This window comes from Bosea sp. 685, from assembly GCF_031884435.1.
Classification (GTDB): Bacteria; Pseudomonadota; Alphaproteobacteria; order Rhizobiales; family Beijerinckiaceae; genus Allobosea.
In genome coordinates this window covers 2308069-2322521 of sequence record NZ_CP134779.1, presented here as the reverse complement: position 1 = coordinate 2322521, position 14453 = coordinate 2308069, and the positions used below count along the sequence as shown (strand labels likewise).

At 60.7% G+C, this 14453-nt stretch carries 17 protein-coding genes; 3 read left to right on the top strand and 14 right to left on the bottom strand.

Annotation, left to right across the window (positions count from 1 at the left end):
* The first annotated feature begins 6 nt into the window (after positions 1 to 6).
* Both RMR04_RS12375 and RMR04_RS12370 read left to right on the top strand, forming a co-directional pair.
* On the top strand, positions 7 to 357 hold the full coding sequence (locus RMR04_RS12375) for a hypothetical protein (protein WP_311914916.1): 351 nt from the start codon (positions 7 to 9) through the stop codon (positions 355 to 357).
* A 90-nt stretch (positions 358 to 447) separates the two neighbouring features.
* Complete coding sequence (locus RMR04_RS12370; RefSeq protein ID WP_311914915.1) at positions 448 to 1167, top strand: hypothetical protein; 720 nt, start codon at positions 448 to 450, stop codon at positions 1165 to 1167.
* A 31-nt stretch (positions 1168 to 1198) separates the two neighbouring features.
* Here RMR04_RS12370 and RMR04_RS12365 read toward each other — a convergent pair whose 3' ends face one another.
* From RMR04_RS12365 to RMR04_RS12350, 4 genes are all read right to left on the bottom strand, one after another.
* Positions 1199 to 1345, bottom strand: coding sequence for a hypothetical protein (locus RMR04_RS12365; protein ID WP_311914914.1), 147 nt, complete (start codon positions 1343 to 1345; stop codon positions 1199 to 1201).
* Positions 1346 to 1680: 335 nt separating this feature from the next.
* Complete coding sequence (locus tag RMR04_RS12360; protein WP_311914913.1) at positions 1681 to 1917, bottom strand: hypothetical protein; 237 nt, start codon at positions 1915 to 1917, stop codon at positions 1681 to 1683.
* 285 nt (positions 1918 to 2202) lie between these two features.
* Positions 2203 to 3027, bottom strand: coding sequence for a hypothetical protein (locus RMR04_RS12355; RefSeq protein WP_311914912.1), 825 nt, complete (start codon positions 3025 to 3027; stop codon positions 2203 to 2205).
* 593 nt (positions 3028 to 3620) lie between these two features.
* Positions 3621 to 4106, bottom strand: coding sequence for a DUF6804 family protein (locus RMR04_RS12350; protein WP_311914911.1), 486 nt, complete (start codon positions 4104 to 4106; stop codon positions 3621 to 3623).
* 273 nt (positions 4107 to 4379) lie between these two features.
* On the opposite strand from RMR04_RS12350, the gene RMR04_RS12345 reads away from it, so the two are divergent.
* Positions 4380 to 4538, top strand: coding sequence for a hypothetical protein (locus tag RMR04_RS12345; RefSeq protein WP_311914910.1), 159 nt, complete (start codon positions 4380 to 4382; stop codon positions 4536 to 4538).
* 339 nt (positions 4539 to 4877) lie between these two features.
* Here the strand turns inward: RMR04_RS12345 and RMR04_RS12340 are convergent, their stop codons facing one another.
* From RMR04_RS12340 to RMR04_RS12295, 10 genes are all read right to left on the bottom strand, one after another.
* Positions 4878 to 5492 (bottom strand): hypothetical protein, encoded by a 615-nt coding sequence (locus tag RMR04_RS12340; RefSeq protein ID WP_311914909.1) that lies wholly within the window; start codon positions 5490 to 5492, stop codon positions 4878 to 4880.
* Between the two features lie 362 nt (positions 5493 to 5854).
* Positions 5855 to 6076 (bottom strand): hypothetical protein, encoded by a 222-nt coding sequence (locus RMR04_RS12335; protein ID WP_311914908.1) that lies wholly within the window; start codon positions 6074 to 6076, stop codon positions 5855 to 5857.
* Positions 6073 to 7479 carry a hypothetical protein gene (locus tag RMR04_RS12330; RefSeq protein ID WP_311914907.1) on the bottom strand — a complete coding sequence of 469 codons (1407 nt, stop codon included), beginning with the start codon at positions 7477 to 7479 and terminating at the stop codon, positions 6073 to 6075. The genes RMR04_RS12335 and RMR04_RS12330 overlap by 4 nt, the downstream gene beginning before the upstream one ends.
* A gap of 373 nt (positions 7480 to 7852) precedes the next feature.
* Positions 7853 to 8071, bottom strand: a complete 219-nt coding sequence (locus RMR04_RS12325; protein ID WP_311914906.1) for a hypothetical protein — start codon at positions 8069 to 8071, stop codon at positions 7853 to 7855.
* A 3-nt stretch (positions 8072 to 8074) separates the two neighbouring features.
* Entirely contained in the window at positions 8075 to 8293 is a 219-nt protein-coding gene (locus RMR04_RS12320; RefSeq protein WP_311914905.1) for a hypothetical protein, read from the bottom strand.
* A gap of 60 nt (positions 8294 to 8353) precedes the next feature.
* Entirely contained in the window at positions 8354 to 8995 is a 642-nt protein-coding gene (locus RMR04_RS12315; protein WP_311914904.1) for a hypothetical protein, read from the bottom strand.
* Positions 8992 to 10251, bottom strand: a complete 1260-nt coding sequence (locus RMR04_RS12310) for a tyrosine-type recombinase/integrase (protein ID WP_311914903.1) — start codon at positions 10249 to 10251, stop codon at positions 8992 to 8994. The genes RMR04_RS12315 and RMR04_RS12310 overlap by 4 nt, the downstream gene beginning before the upstream one ends.
* 691 nt (positions 10252 to 10942) lie before the next feature.
* Complete coding sequence (locus RMR04_RS12305) at positions 10943 to 11680, bottom strand: ABC transporter ATP-binding protein (protein ID WP_311914902.1); 738 nt, start codon at positions 11678 to 11680, stop codon at positions 10943 to 10945.
* Positions 11667 to 13445 carry a branched-chain amino acid ABC transporter ATP-binding protein/permease gene (locus RMR04_RS12300; RefSeq protein ID WP_311914901.1) on the bottom strand — a complete coding sequence of 593 codons (1779 nt, stop codon included), beginning with the start codon at positions 13443 to 13445 and terminating at the stop codon, positions 11667 to 11669. The genes RMR04_RS12305 and RMR04_RS12300 overlap by 14 nt, the downstream gene beginning before the upstream one ends.
* Positions 13442 to 14317, bottom strand: a complete 876-nt coding sequence (locus tag RMR04_RS12295) for a branched-chain amino acid ABC transporter permease (RefSeq protein ID WP_092166372.1) — start codon at positions 14315 to 14317, stop codon at positions 13442 to 13444. Before RMR04_RS12295 ends, RMR04_RS12300 begins: the two co-directional genes overlap by 4 nt.
* Positions 14318 to 14453: the final 136 nt, after the last annotated feature.

Here is a 14453-nt window from a genome sequence, read left to right as displayed (position 1 = left end):
GGCAGCATGTTTGCCGAGCCAAGGCCGGTGGAGCGCCGGCGCAGGTTGGAGGATCGGGTGGTGACAACGGAATCTGACATCATGGCGTTTCTTGACGAGCGAGTTTTCAACCCGGTTCTGGCTTCTCCAACTGCATCAGCGGAGCTTAAGGCCGGGGTTCGTCTGACCCGCATGCGCTTGAACGAGCGGGACGCGAAAGGGATGGTTCACTACTTTTGGTCGGCCATTGTCGGAACTGAGCGAAGCAGGGGATTTGCCGCCCGGATGAGAAACGAAGGCTTCAACAGATTCGAAGAAGCCATCGACGAATTCCGAGAGCGCTTCGACAAGCCCAAGACCATCAAGACCTCGCGCTGATACGCACCCTCTACAGCTTGAACACGGGCAGGCCGATGGTCGCGATAGCGCGGGAAACGCGCAACAGGTGCGGGAGGTGGTGATCAGCACGTGAGTAAGAAAAGCTCCTCGGATCGCAGGCTTTTGCACGGCTACATCACCGGACCAGGTGTATTTAGCGCCATGCCGGACGCGGCCATTAAGGTCGTTGCCGTTATGGGATTTGCAGCGGCCATCGACCACCATTGGGCGACGATCCTCGCCAGCTTGAGCGGATCGGAAATCGACACCGCGATGGTTCTGTTGGAAAGCTTGAGCGCGCGCGGGGGGCCAAATCAAGACGCAGCGATCGTTCGGCTAGCGGAATTGAAGTTGGAGCCGACTGACGCTTCGATAGTGAGACTGGCGGTCAACGCACTGCGGCCGCACCGAGATCGGCGAAATGATTTTGCCCATGGACTTTGGGCTCGGCCGATCGATGACGATGATCGGTTAGTTCTGCTGCGACCAAAGCATGCGAAAAAGGCGAATGCGGATATCGCCGCCTATCTCATACACGGCACCTTCAGCAGCAACGATCTTGGGACGGTGGTTGAGGAAGGCGATTTCTATGGCGCAGCGGATTTTGCTGACGCGCTAGACGAAGCCGGGGAAGCGCATGATCTGATAATCAACCTAGCCCGGCTCGTAATGAACCTCAGCGTTGCTCGCCACGGCCAGTGGGTTGGACCTCTTGGCGACGCGCCCATCCGGGGGGCGATCCGCGAGAATCCAGCGTTCAAGAAAGCCGTTGTGCGCGACGCGAGGAAATCTCGATCTGCTGCCATTTGAATCCTTCGTCATTGCCATTTGAAACGGCGCACTACACCGCGCCGGTAATGCCGACGGATTCCATCGCCACGCTGCGGCTGATTTCGCGGGCGGGCGGGGCTGGCCAGACAAAGCGGTGCGGCGGTAGTTGTACGTTAGCCGTTTGGCAAAGGGAGTTCAGCAGTGCTTGATCCGTCATGGACTCCCCTCCTTACTGCGGGATCGGCTTTAGCAGGTGTGCTTCTGGCCGGAATCATCAATTTTGCGGTGGCCGAACGTTCTCGCATCTTCTCAGCCCGCCAATCATGGGAAGAGAAGCTATTCGAACACCGACGATCGGCCATGGTCGATGTTCTTGCCAAAGCGGAGACCAGTCGAGACGCGTGTTTCCAAGTGTTCTGGTCGCTCAGGCAGTCGAGGCCGGTTCTCGAAAGCCAACAAGCACGCCTGACTTACAATGCGGCGCAGGAAGCACTGACGTCATCTGTACGCTCTCAGACGCTCATGCTTCCACCGGCCGTAGTCGACGCTCATCTAAAATTGGTCCGCACTCAAGGTGCGCTCGAACAACCAGATGCCATCGACTTTTTTGAACACCAGCTCACGGCGGAAACGGTGGCAGGCCAAGAGATGCTTGCGGCTTGCCAAGGCGCCCTCATCCCGGCCCACTTGGTTCACTCTGGCAGCTTCGGCCGATTGACCGGGTGGCTTAGGCAGACGTTTCGAAAGCACCGGCGCAGGGACGATGCCCAATAGCTTTTGCTCGGTCACTCATAACTGCCTGAAAGGTCCGTTCTAACTCAGTCTGTCTCGATGAGCGGACCGATGCGGTGGCAATAGCCTCGTAAAATTCAGACGACAACCGCTCGCGCCATCCGCAGGGCCGCTGGCTGACCTCGCCCTCGGAACAGGCGAAGGTCTGCAGCAGCCCAAATCTGCAGGCGCGCTGGTCGAGGTCGCGCGCGGTGCGTAATGCAGGCTACGAAGAACGATGGCAAGGTAGGATGAGCATCGAGGTTGCGCTATACGGCGAGTCGCCGATCTTTGCGCGGTAGGTCAGCTCGTTATTGGCGACGGTGGCACCCGCTTTTTCCTTGTGCGGTTCCGACCAGTTGATTCGTGCGCAAATATCATTTCCACGTCCGAAGCTGAAAAGCGCCAAACTTGTCGGCACTCGGCTATGTGCTCGTCGAATTTGGTGCCAAGCCAATGATATTTAGCATATACTTTTGGATTATTTTTTGCAGATGATAAAGATTTCTTAATCTGAATTCGCGCATCGGCAAGTTGCTGACAATCGGGAATCGCGATAACATTTCCTTTTATTTCTATAAGATTTGTAAACGGCTTAATATACAGCAATCCATCATTATCACGAGATATATTCATTTCCTTGCACCAGTCAGGTATTTTTTTAAATATTAAATCATCTATCACTACCCGCGGAAATATCGCCTTCTTACTCTCAATATCATATGCATCATTCATCGCTTTTCCAAATACTATATTCTCTTCATGATAAGCCCACCCAAGCGCTATCCCGCCCCTAATAAACAATCCTTTCATCAGCAGCCGATCAGACAACGAGCCGACTATTTCAATCAAAGTTTCTACGCCAGCGGCCTTGGGCTCGACAGATAAAACGAGACTGTCAGAAAATTGAGTAGCTTCAAGCGGGTAATAATAACCACCAAATCTACCAAGCTCAGGACTCGAAAGTTGCGTAGATTTTCGCTGAACGAGATCGCTCTTAATTTCATTTAGATTCTCTTTTATCAATTCATATATTTCTACATTCCTTGGCATCTGTTCTATTTTTGAACGGAACCCAAGAAAATCGATAAAAGCTAGAGCGCGCTTCTTTGGCAGGTGCCTTGCCATTCATAATCCTCCATATCCATAACTATAATGTCGATTATAAAAAGACGCCTGCCGAGCGGAATTGGCGATAATCTCGGCACCTACCTACCCCCGACGGCCCCAAGCCGCTGGAGGACTCCAGAGCGGCTCATCACCCCCGCCGACCGCGGGCAGTCGGGACAGCCCGGTCGCGATCTTAGTCTTCGGAGCAGAGACGTCTTGCGACTGCTGGTCTCTTACCGTCGAGTAGCGCTCGACCTACGCACCTCTCTACCTCCGCCTCCCTACGCGTCATGGCTGCTTCGTCTCGGATTTTGCGATCCATCCTCAGGACGGCGAACATGCCGACCACAAGGCTCGCTACGGTAAGCACGTTCAGAACCGAGCTCCTGAACCACGGGGTCTTATGTGTTTCGGGCGATAAGAGCCAGTTTTGCAACGCGAGACCAAGCGGCACGATCACCAGCAACAGCCAAGGCGATCTCACTTCCGATATCAGTTGCAACGGGATGGTGATCGCTACCACTGCCGTAAGGAAGCACCCCACAAACATGACGACTGTCAGGATCATAAGGCGCGTGCCTTCCTCCAGCGATGATGAGCTTCGGCTGGTCTCAGCTCGGCGCCGGGTCTTTGACCCGAGTTGCCGGACGTAGGGTGGACCACCAGAACCACACGAACGCAATGACCGTTAGCGGGTTGAGCACCGACCAGATCTCCCGCGTGAGATGGATTGGTACGAGTGGGTTGTACAGCACACCGATCATCGCGAGCGTGAAGTGCGCAAGCGTAGGCCGCCAGTCATGCCAAAGCAGCCAAATCACGATCCCAAAGCAAGCAAGGCGCAGGATCTGGTAGTAAAAATACGGCCACGGAAGCATTGCTGCGATCAACATCACCACGATCACCGGTATCGCTAAATTCGACAGCTTCTTCGCTTCAGGAAGTGTCTTCAGATGATCCCTGAACTGATGAAAACTCTGATGCAACCACTGAACTGCCCAGCGAAGGGCGTAGAAGGAGAGCGCCAAGGCCAGCAATGTCCCAACCAAAAGGACGGCAATCACTATTGTGCTCTCGGTGTAATCGCTGGTTCCCATGTTCCCTCCCTTGCCTACTTCGCCAGCGATATCATGTCCGCCGTCAGCGGCTATACCACCGCCTCGGCTAGCGGCTTCTCAGTGCCCGCGCCGATGCCCCGTAAAATTCAAACGACAGCCGCACGCGCCATCCGCAGGGCCGCAACCCCAAGCGCCGAAATGCCTGACCAGCGGGCCTGCTGGTTTGCGGCGAGCTGATAAGGCAGCATCAATTGTTTTAAGTTCGAAGAGTAGAATTGAGCTGCACGTACAAATCAACGGGGAAGCGACGCTATGAAATATGAATATCAAGCTTGGGCGTTCTTCGGCATAAAGGCATTTAATAGCGAAGTTTCGAAGCTTGCGGCCGAAGGCTGGGAACTGATCAACGGAGCCCACGGCGGCACCGCAATTTACGCATTCATGCGCAGACAGATTGCCGAACCATCATAGGCGTCTCCGCTTAGCTCTGCCCCGCTGGGACCGGCGGGGGGCACCAACAGCCGGCGCCTCGAGCGCTTGCATCGCCATGTGGACGCTGGCTGCGCCAAGCACGCCACAGCCAATCCGCGAAGAGGCGATCGCCAAGGCCTCGGCGGGCGAGAAGGTCACGGCCGCCGACATCGGCGTTCGTCGGAAGGCGGAGGCCGCAATTATTACGCTGGTCGGCCGCCGTCCCTCCGTCGGATCGGGCCGGAAGTGTCAGCAAATTGACAACCCTTTCGGGCCGCCGTGCATTGCCCTGAACGTAGCATATTGTCCTATGTTGGGCGGGCGCGCCAAGACATCAGCTCAAAGGTCGAGATCGTCGATCGTGCACTTCGGTCCAGATCCGGCAACGATCGTCGCAACTTCCTTGACTTGGGCATCGCTCAGCGTGACGGCGGCATACCAATCGATCGCCGTCGCTGCGGGGTTCGGTATGGCGAGAATCTCCGGCCAAGCCGTCAGGAGCTTTCGGCCATAATGTGGGCTTCCGTGCTTAAGCGTGTTCGCCAGCATTCGGACAACGTCTAGCCTGTCGTCGATCGGGAGGCCCTTGACGCGCGCCTTGGCCACGAGATCTTCGTGACGGGCATTGGCGGCGCTGCCAGTCCACCCTTGGGCCGAACGTTCCCAGTGATGATAGAGCTGGATTGCGAACGCCTTGCGGAGGCTTATGGCGGCATCCTTAAGGCTCGCAACCTCAATCTGCAGAGCCGTTTGTTTGTCCCAAAGGATGAAGCCGTCGCCGTCGCATTCGCATTCGAGCTCGCCGCCGTCGTCCAGAAATTTCTCATAATCTGACTGCTCGGTGAGCGCCTTGTCGCATTCGCGCAATATGGCCGCGCCAGCGGTGTCGAAGCTTCGCATCAGGGATTTGATGCCCTTTTCGAAGTACCAGCCCGAGAAGTTGATTTTTGCCACGTCTACCGCCGCATCCGGGCGGGGTTAGGGTGGGGGGACTTCACGCCGGCGAACTCATCGCAGCGAGAACAGCCGTCATGCCGAGAATCGTGCTCGAAATGAGCCCTCTGTCCGTCGTGCCCGGCCTTGTGCGCTCGGACTATGCCAAGGCACTCCCGACATCGCATTAGGCGCGCGCGGGGATAAGTCAGGGCCTGCTCCACGGTCAGCACGTGCCAGCCTTCGTTCGCCCAGATCTCACAATCCTCTGCCAGCACCGCCACCGCATTATCCTCCCCGAGCCCGACCGGACACCAACATGACGGCACGCGCCACGCAAGGCACGGTGCAGGCAGGGTTCGCCTAGGGATATACCTCCCCGGTCAGGCCCGGCGATCGAACCGCAGGACAGCCGGCTGCGGCTCCAAGCCGCCGCACCGGTCGAACGCCAAATCGGCCGGGATCTCGTTGGGCAAGATCTTCATTTTCCACCGCGCGCTGGTCTCGCGGAACACGGCGAGGTCAACGAGTTCGGCCTTTGCAGGACGGGAGGCCTCTTGCTCGAGCGCCCACCTAAACAGCGGCAAATGCTGATGCGCGCTCATCGTGCTGCTCCCATGGCCTTCGCCTCCGCCGTATGCGCCGCTCGCCTCGCAAGCATGATCAGATGTCCGCACCGATCGACGCCGCCCTCTCCAAGGGCCTCTGCCAGCACCCTGAGCCGGGCTAGAGGCAGCAGCATCGCCAGTTCGCGGCCACGAACCGCGTCGCCTTCGCCCAACACCTGGAACATAGCACCGAGCTCGACGCCGCAGAAGAAGTTGACGCCACGGAACATATGATCGCGCGAAGACTCCTCGCCGAAAAGCGAGTGCTGCACGCCCGCGCCTGCTGACTTTCCAGCGGACGTTCTAGAGCGCTGCGGGCGGGCACATGGGACCGGCAGCGGCAGCGATCCGAACAGGTCAGGCAGGCCAGTAGCGGACGCCGCCACCTCGCCCGCGCGCGCGTGCAGATCCTCGACTCTGTCGGGTTCAGGAAAGACCGCAGTCGACGGGGTCAGGGAAGCCGTCGAGCCGGCGCGGATGTCATCGGCTTGGGCCGGCTCCGCCGACCTCTCCATCAAGGGCGATGGCTCCTCCGGCAACGGTCGGCCAAGGTCGCCCGTTCTCTTTTTCGACCTGACGGTCTTTGGCGCCCTCTTTCCATCGCCAAGAGATCTTGTTGTCTGGCTGGGGCCGGTCTCGACGACGGCGCGCTGCTCGTGCGACGTCGGCGCAGCCTCTTTCTGCCGTGAGACAGTTTCGTCCGCACATCCTATATTATTAAGGGCTCTAGGAGGTGCGGACGAATTCGTCTCACCGGACGGATCTGTCTCAGCAGCAATGGGTTTTGCGGACGAATTCGTCTCACGCAGGTGCCGGTAATACGTCGCCTTGGATTTGCCCTGCACGGCCCATGGTTTCAGCGCGGCCTTGCTCTTTGCCCGCGGGATCGCACCCTCCGCTCTGCGGACGGCCTCTTTCCGGACAGCATCCTTCGCTGCACGCTCGAGGGCGCGGCGATCCTCACGCTCCGCCTTTGTCTCGTCGATCGACTCCATGGTTCGGATGCCGCGCAAGTCGCGGATCTCTGCGGTCAAACCGAGCAGCCGGCCGGCTTCTTCGGGGCCGATGCTTCGGCCGCTTCCTGCTTCTCGGACGGCTATGCAGATGTCCGGGTCGTCTGCACCGAACCGACCTAGCCCAGCCTCTTCCGCCCAGCGCGCGAGTTCGACATGGTTGTTGCCTGGCCACCTAGTGTAGCGACCGCCCTTCCCCGGATAGCGGCCCCGCGGTGCGCGTGCATTGGCCTCTGCACCGACCGCCAGTGCGCCCACAACGTCCACCGGTGTCCCGGTCTGGCGATGATGCAGCAGCGCCCGCTTCGCCTCATTCCGGCGCTGCGCCGCCGCCCGCCAAGCTATGACGGCCGGGCCGGACCGGATGGGCCAAGAACTCGTGTTCATCGGCGCGGCTCCTCAAACGGAGCATCCTCGAGCCGGTTCCGCCCTGCCCACAGCCGAAGCCCACTTTCCAGCTCGTCGAGCGAGCTTCTGAATGCCGCATCAAAAGCATCGCGGCACCGTTGGTAGCGGCCAGGAGCGGACATCATAGGCGACGCGCTTGTGATCTGGACGAACCGGCTCCGCAGACTTCTCTCTTCGGCCCATGCCCAATCAACGCTGACCACGCCTGCGGCAAAGACGATCCGGGCAGAATCCACGCCGCACCGCGTGCCGACAGCGTCCATCTGCGCGAGCGGGTCAGTTATCCCGGTCGCTTCGACGTCCTCGATCAGCTGGCGAAACCACCGGCACCGCTGCAGACGGTCACTAGCATTCACCGGCCGCCCTCCCGGCGCTGATCGGCATTGAAGCCCTCGAGCGCGATGCGGACGCGGGCGGCGCGGGCGATGCGGGCGGCCTTGGCCTGATGCCAGTGCTTGCTATCGCCCCCCTCGCCGGTTGCCGCCGGCGGGGGCTCAATCGTTTCGGGAGGCCCTGCGGCCGGGCGGCGATGCGCCCTGCAGAGGCGGGCGAGGCAAGTGATGATGCCCATGATCTAGCCCTCCGCGCGGCGTGCGGGCTTGGGCGTGAAGTAGGCGAGGACGTCGCTGCGGCGAGTGCGCCGGAGGCGGCCGATACGCACCGACTCGGGGAACGCGCCAAGACGGCGCTGGCGCGCGATTGTCGACAGCGAGATCGGCCAGCCGGCGACAATCTGAGAATCGGTCAAGAGTTCGGTGCGAGGGTCTTCGAGTTCTTTGACAAGCTCAGTCATGCTGAAGCACTCCCATCAGGTTGGAATGCTTCGGACACTGTCGGTCGCGTTCTGCGGCGACTATTCTAGATAGGGATCGGCCGGTGACCTATCTTGTCGGCTTGCGAAGTCGGCAACGAGGTTGCCGATGTTCGATGCGCTCGGATCATCAACGCCAGCTGCAAGGTGCCCTATCTCGATCAACCGCCGAAGATCGCTACCCTCATGGATGGGCAACTCGGCGTGGCAAATGAAATATTCAGCGATCATGCGTCGCGTGATGAGAGAGGAAGGGGTGACTCCCCGCTGCTTCCGCTTGGTTGGGTCCTGAAACCGCGCGACCTTGAGTTTGTGATTGTCCGTGGCAAGCGCGTTAGCTCTGGACGCCAGAAGCTTCATGTAGACGAGTAGGTCCGATGGCCTCGTGAAAGCAGCGTCGCCAGTGTCGTCCGGCAGAGTCAGCGCGACATCGAGCACATCTAGGTTGTCTGCGAAGATTTGAGCTGCGGCTGCGATCCGCGCCATTCGCGCTTGCGCGTCCTTCAGCGGTTCGCCCGGCCTTCCACTCCACAACGTATCGGCCTGAAAGCAGACCGCCGCAACGAACCCACTACGGTTCCCGCCAAGTGCGCGATCAACCAATGCGACGTCGTCGGTTGTGAGGGCTGGGAAAAGTGCCCGCAGGTCGGTCCGCTTCCCCTTTAAGGTCGCGAGGTCGATCATGCCGCCCGCGCCTTCCGCTTGAGTCCGTACCGGCGACGCGCTGAGTTCAGTGGCAGGATGTCGGCAGCGTCGCCCGCGACGATGGCCGCGAGCCTCTCGCCCCAAAGGCTCAGGGCGGCCCGCTTCTCTTTGTCGAACGTGTATTTCACATAGGTGGAGGTCGTAATGGACTTCTGCGTTGTGCTGATGTGATTGAGGCACAGCCCGATATCGAACGGAGAAATTCCTAATTCAGCCATGTGCGTCGCCGCCGAACGTCGCAAGTCGTGGGACGTCCATTGTGCCAGTCCAAGAGACTTTTGAGAGCGTTGAACGGCGCGCGATACAGCAGAGTTCGTGATCGGTGTGCCCCGAGCGCCGGGAAAAACGGCCGGCAATTCATGCCCTGTGAGCGCGCGGTTCAGTACATCCAAGGCGAGCGGCGATAGAGGGACTGAATGCGGGCGCTTGTTCTTCGATCGCGATGCCGGGAGGTGCCAGACCCCCTGTTCAAGGTCTAGCTCGCTTCTGAGCATGCCGCCCGCCTCTCCTTGTCGGCAGGCGGTCGCGAGGCAGAACCGGAGGAGTTCAACCGTCCATCTGGACATGTCGGCCTGTTCGAGCCCGTGCCAAAGCTGCTTGATCTCCGAGGCGGAGAGCGCCCTCTCGCGCGGAGGGGCTATTTCGCTGGGCGGCTTCCATCGGTAACCGGGGTCGGTTTCAAGGTGTCCCTGATCGACCGACCATGCCAGAAGCGTCTTCAATAGGGCCGCGACCCGGTTCGCTTGGACGGTGCTTCCCCGTTGTTTGATCAGATCGGTAACGCGGGAAAGATCTATGCGCTTGAGCTTCTGGACGGCGATAGAACCGATCACGGGATAGATGTCGATCTTTAGGGCGCGCTCCATTTCGTCGGCGGTCCTCCTGCCCCGCTGGCGACGATCGGCGAGGAACAGGGCACCCAACTGCTTCAGCGTGAGTTCGCCGTCGGAAACTCCGCTTTTGATCTCGCGGACCTTGGCGCTCGCGTCCTGTCCTTCGTCCAGACCCGACCGCAATTCGATCACGCGACCACGAGCAGCGGCTAACGTCATCGACGGGTAGCTGCCGAACGTAGTTCGAGCGCGCTTACCGTCACTGGGGCGGGTGAACAGCAACCCCCACGCCTTGCGCTGGGCGGACACGCGTAGGAATAGCCCAGCTTCCTGCTCGTCGTAATAATCCACCTGGGCGCCAGTCGACTTCACGCCAGAGCAGAACCTGTCCGTCAGCTTCACCCGTGGCATCCGCGCTCCCATTTGCGTACCTATTTCGCACCTAAAAGGTACGCCTGCATGCGCTAGAGCGCAATCGAAAGAATGCGAGTGACACAACGAGAACGCGTATGACGTTGAAAAGGCTTCTTTTTCACAATCTTTGAAAATCTCGCACTGTCTGGCGCTATCAGAACGGGATCGACTGTTAATCGATTGGTCGCAGGTTCGAATCCTGCTCCGGGAGCCAGACTTTTCCACGCCTTGGCGCGTTACTGTGCCCGCGTGCGGTTTTTCCCTACGCTACGACCCGGTTTGATCCCGTCGGCACGGCCAGCATTGGATTGCCGGGCAGATCGAAGACAGGTGTCGAACAGCGACACGTACCACGGTCGCCCACCTCTTCTGAGCACTCATCGCAGAATCAGCGCCACGGCGTGAAAGACGCGCGATCAGCGGTGTATGGCAGCTCTGCTGCTAAGAGCTGCCATTGGTCATCTGCACAAGTCCAACACCTCAGAAAGAACACCTCTAAGCGCTGGCCTGCCAAAATCGGATGATAGCCGAATGCGGTCTTTGAAACAGATCCGCATTGTCCGCGGGAGGGCCGGAACTAGAGCATTTTTGAGCGAAGTGGACACCGGTTCGCGTGAAGAAAATGCGATAAAACAAGGAGGTAGAGCATTTCTGCGATTCGGAGAAACGCGGAAATGCTCTAGGCATGTGCCGCTGCCGTGCGGCCGCCCAGATAGGCGGCACGGATTTCCTCGTTGGACCAGAGTTGCGTCGGGGTGCCCGAAAGCACGAGCTTGCCGGTCTCCAGCACATAGCCGCGATCAGCGACCGAGAGACCCATTCGGGCGTTCTGCTCGACCAGAAGCACGGTCGTCCCGCGACGCCGGATCTCAGCGATGATGGCGAAGACCGCCTGCACGATTACGGGCGCGAGCCCCAGAGAGGGTTCGTCGAGAAGCAGAATGCGGGGCTTGGCCATCAGCCCCCGCGCCACCGCCACCATCTGCTGCTGGCCACCCGACAGGGTCCAGCCGAGTGCATCGGCGAAGCGGCGGATATCGGGGAAGAGGTCGAACATCTCGTCGGCCTCGCGCCGGATCGCCGAGGTCTTGAGGCCTTTCCGATTTGAGGCGCCGAGCATGATGTTCTCGCGCACGCTCAGGCCGGGGAAAATACGGCGGCCCTCCGGCACTTGCGCGATGCCGCGGCGAACGATCTCCTCGGGCTTGAGCCCAACGATCGACTGCCCCTCAAAAAGAATATCGCCCGAAATGGGCTTCTCTAGCCCCGAGATGGCGCGCAGCGTGGTCGATTTGCCCGCACCGTTGGAGCCCAGCAGCGTGACGACTTCGCCTGCGTCAACGACCAGCGAGACGCCCTCGACGGCTTCGATCTCGCCATAGCGAACGACGATTGATTTCAGTTCAAGCAGCGACATCGGGAGCCGTTCCAAGATAGGCCGCAATCACGTCGGGATGCTGCAGCACATCGGCCGAGACGCCGTCGGCGATATGGCGGCCGAAATTCAGCACGGTGATATGCTGGGCGACCTCGCTCACCAGCGTCATGTCGTGGTCGATGATCAGAATGGTCAGGCCGCGCGCCGAGATGCGCTTGAGCAGATTGCGCAGCTCGACCTTCTCGGACGAGTTCAGGCCGGCACCCGGCTCGTCCAGCAGCAGCAAAGCGGGATCACCGGCGAGCGCACGAGCGATCTCGACTGCGCGCTGATGGCCATAGGAGAAGCCGGCGACAACCTCGTCGGCCCTGTGCTCGAGATCGACGAAGGCAAGCGCGGCGCGCGCGCGGGCGATGACGGCGGCCGGATCGTCGGCGGCCGAGTTTCCCGGGCGCTCGGCGCCGACCATGACGTTCTCCAGCGCCGTCATCGAGCGCCAGAGCCGGATGTTCTGGAAGGTCCGGCCGAGACCGGCTTTCGTGCGGGCGTGCGGCGGCAGGTTCGTGATGTCCTGCCCATTCAGAATGACGCTTCCCGATGTCGCCTTGTAAAGGCCGGACAGGACGTTCAGCGTCGTGGTCTTGCCGGAACCGTTGGGTCCGATCAGCGCATGGACGCCGCCGCGCTTGACCAGCAGATCGACCTCGTCGACCGCTTTCAGGCCACCGAAATGCTTGGAGAGCTTGCGCACCTCCAGGACCGTCTCGGCGCCCGCACCGCCACCGGAGAGTTGCAGGGCGTCGCCGGTTTTGACCGAAAGCCTCACGCGCTTGAAGCGATCGAGCTGCCCACGCAGGTAGCCCCAGATGCCGTCGGGCATGAACAGGACGATCAGGATGACCGCCGCGCCGTAGATTGCCAGATACAGGCCCGGGATGCTCTTGAGGAAGCGCAGCCATTCCGGGATCAGGATCAGGAGCCCGGTGCCGATGACCGCGCCGATCGGCGAGGCGACGCCGCCGAGCAGCACCATGGTCAGGAACACCACCGACTCGGCGAAGGAGAACTGGTCCGGGCTGACATAGGCGAAGCCGCCGGCAAAGAGCCCGCCGCCGATACCGCCGAGGATGGCAGACAGGGCGAAGGCCGTGACCTTGGTGCGATAGATGTCGATGCCGGCAACACCCGCAGCGAGTTCGTTGTCGCGCACCGCCCTCATCGCGCGGCCAAGCCGCGTATCGCGCAGGCGCCAGACCAGATAGCCGAGCCCGGCAAGCACCGCGATGCAGAGCCCGAGATAGTAAGACCCATCGGCGAAAAGCGCCGGGCGGGGGATGGCGCGCACACCGTCGGGCCCCTTGGTCACGGGAATCCAATTGATCAGGACGAGCGTCAGGATCTGCTGGAAGGAGATCGTCACCATGGCGAGGTAATGCCCGCCGAGCCGCAGCGTCGAGGCGCCGAGCAGCGCCCCAAACAGCGCTGCGAGGCTGGTGCCGATCATCAGGCAGATCCAGAAATTCAGGCCATGCTCGGTCTGCCCGAGCCCGACCGCATAGGCACCGAGCCCGAAGAAGGCAGCCTGGGCGAGATTGATCTGGCCACAGAGGCCCAGAACGATCGTCAGGCCGAGCACGGCGATGGCGTAGGTCGTCGCCTGCAGTGAGATGTTGAGGATGTAGCCGGTCTTCGGGATCAGGACGGCGAAGACGATCGCCGCCGCAACGAAAAGGATATAGGCGGGCACGCCCCAGTTCGGGCGCGTACGGGCGACCTCGGTGGCGGGGGAAGCAGTCGTGCTCATGCTTTTTCCGCCACCCGCTCGCCGAAGATGCCCCGCGGCCGGAAGATCAGGAAGGCGATCAGGACCAGAAAGGCGAAGCCGTCCTTGTAAGGGACGGAGATATAGGCGGCGCCGAAGGTCTCGATGACGCCGAGCGCCAGACCGCCGATGATCGCGCCCGTGACGTCGCCGAAGCCGCCGATGATGGTGGCCGCGAAGGCCTTGAGCGCGATCGCCGCGCCCATGCCGATCGAGACGAACAGGACCGGCGCCACCAGAATGCCGGCGATGCCGCCGATCACCGCCGAATAGACGAAGGTGACCATGATCATCGCCGCGACCGGTATCCCCAGCAGCGCGGCCATCTCCTTGTCCTGCGACGTCGCCTGCAGCTTCTTGCCCAGCAGCGTGTGCTCGAAGAACCAGTATTGCAGCACGACCAGGATCGCCGTCACGCCGATGATCAGCAGGTACTGGCTGTCGACATAAACGGGTCCGACCAGGAAGCCCGGCGTCTCGAACCAGCCCTCGAGAACCTCCGGCTCCGGTCCGTGCAAGGCGAGCATGCCATTGGCCAGGAAGATCGAGGCGCCGATCGTCGAGATGATCACCGGCAGATAGGTGCGGTGCCGAAGCGGGTAATAGACCGCCAGGTTGAAGACCGCGCCCACCGCCGCCATGCCGACGAGCGCCATGATGAAGGCCAGCCAGTAGGGCAACCCCAGCTTGAGCGTGAACACCACCATCATGAAGGCTGCCAGCATCGAGAACTCGCCTTGAGCGAAGTTCACGACATTGGTCGCCCGGAAGATCAGCACGAAACCCAACGCGACGAGCGCATAGACCGAGCCGATGCCGATGCCGGTAAAAAGCAGTTGGAGAGCAAGATCCATCAATCTACCGCGCGCAAATGAAGCCGGATCGGTCCTCCCGGCGACAGGGCATGCCCGCCGCTCGGAGGCGTGATGTAGGATGGTTCCGAAAAGCGGGCGCCGGCAGCGCGCGGATCTCGCCGGGAGGCGAAACCAA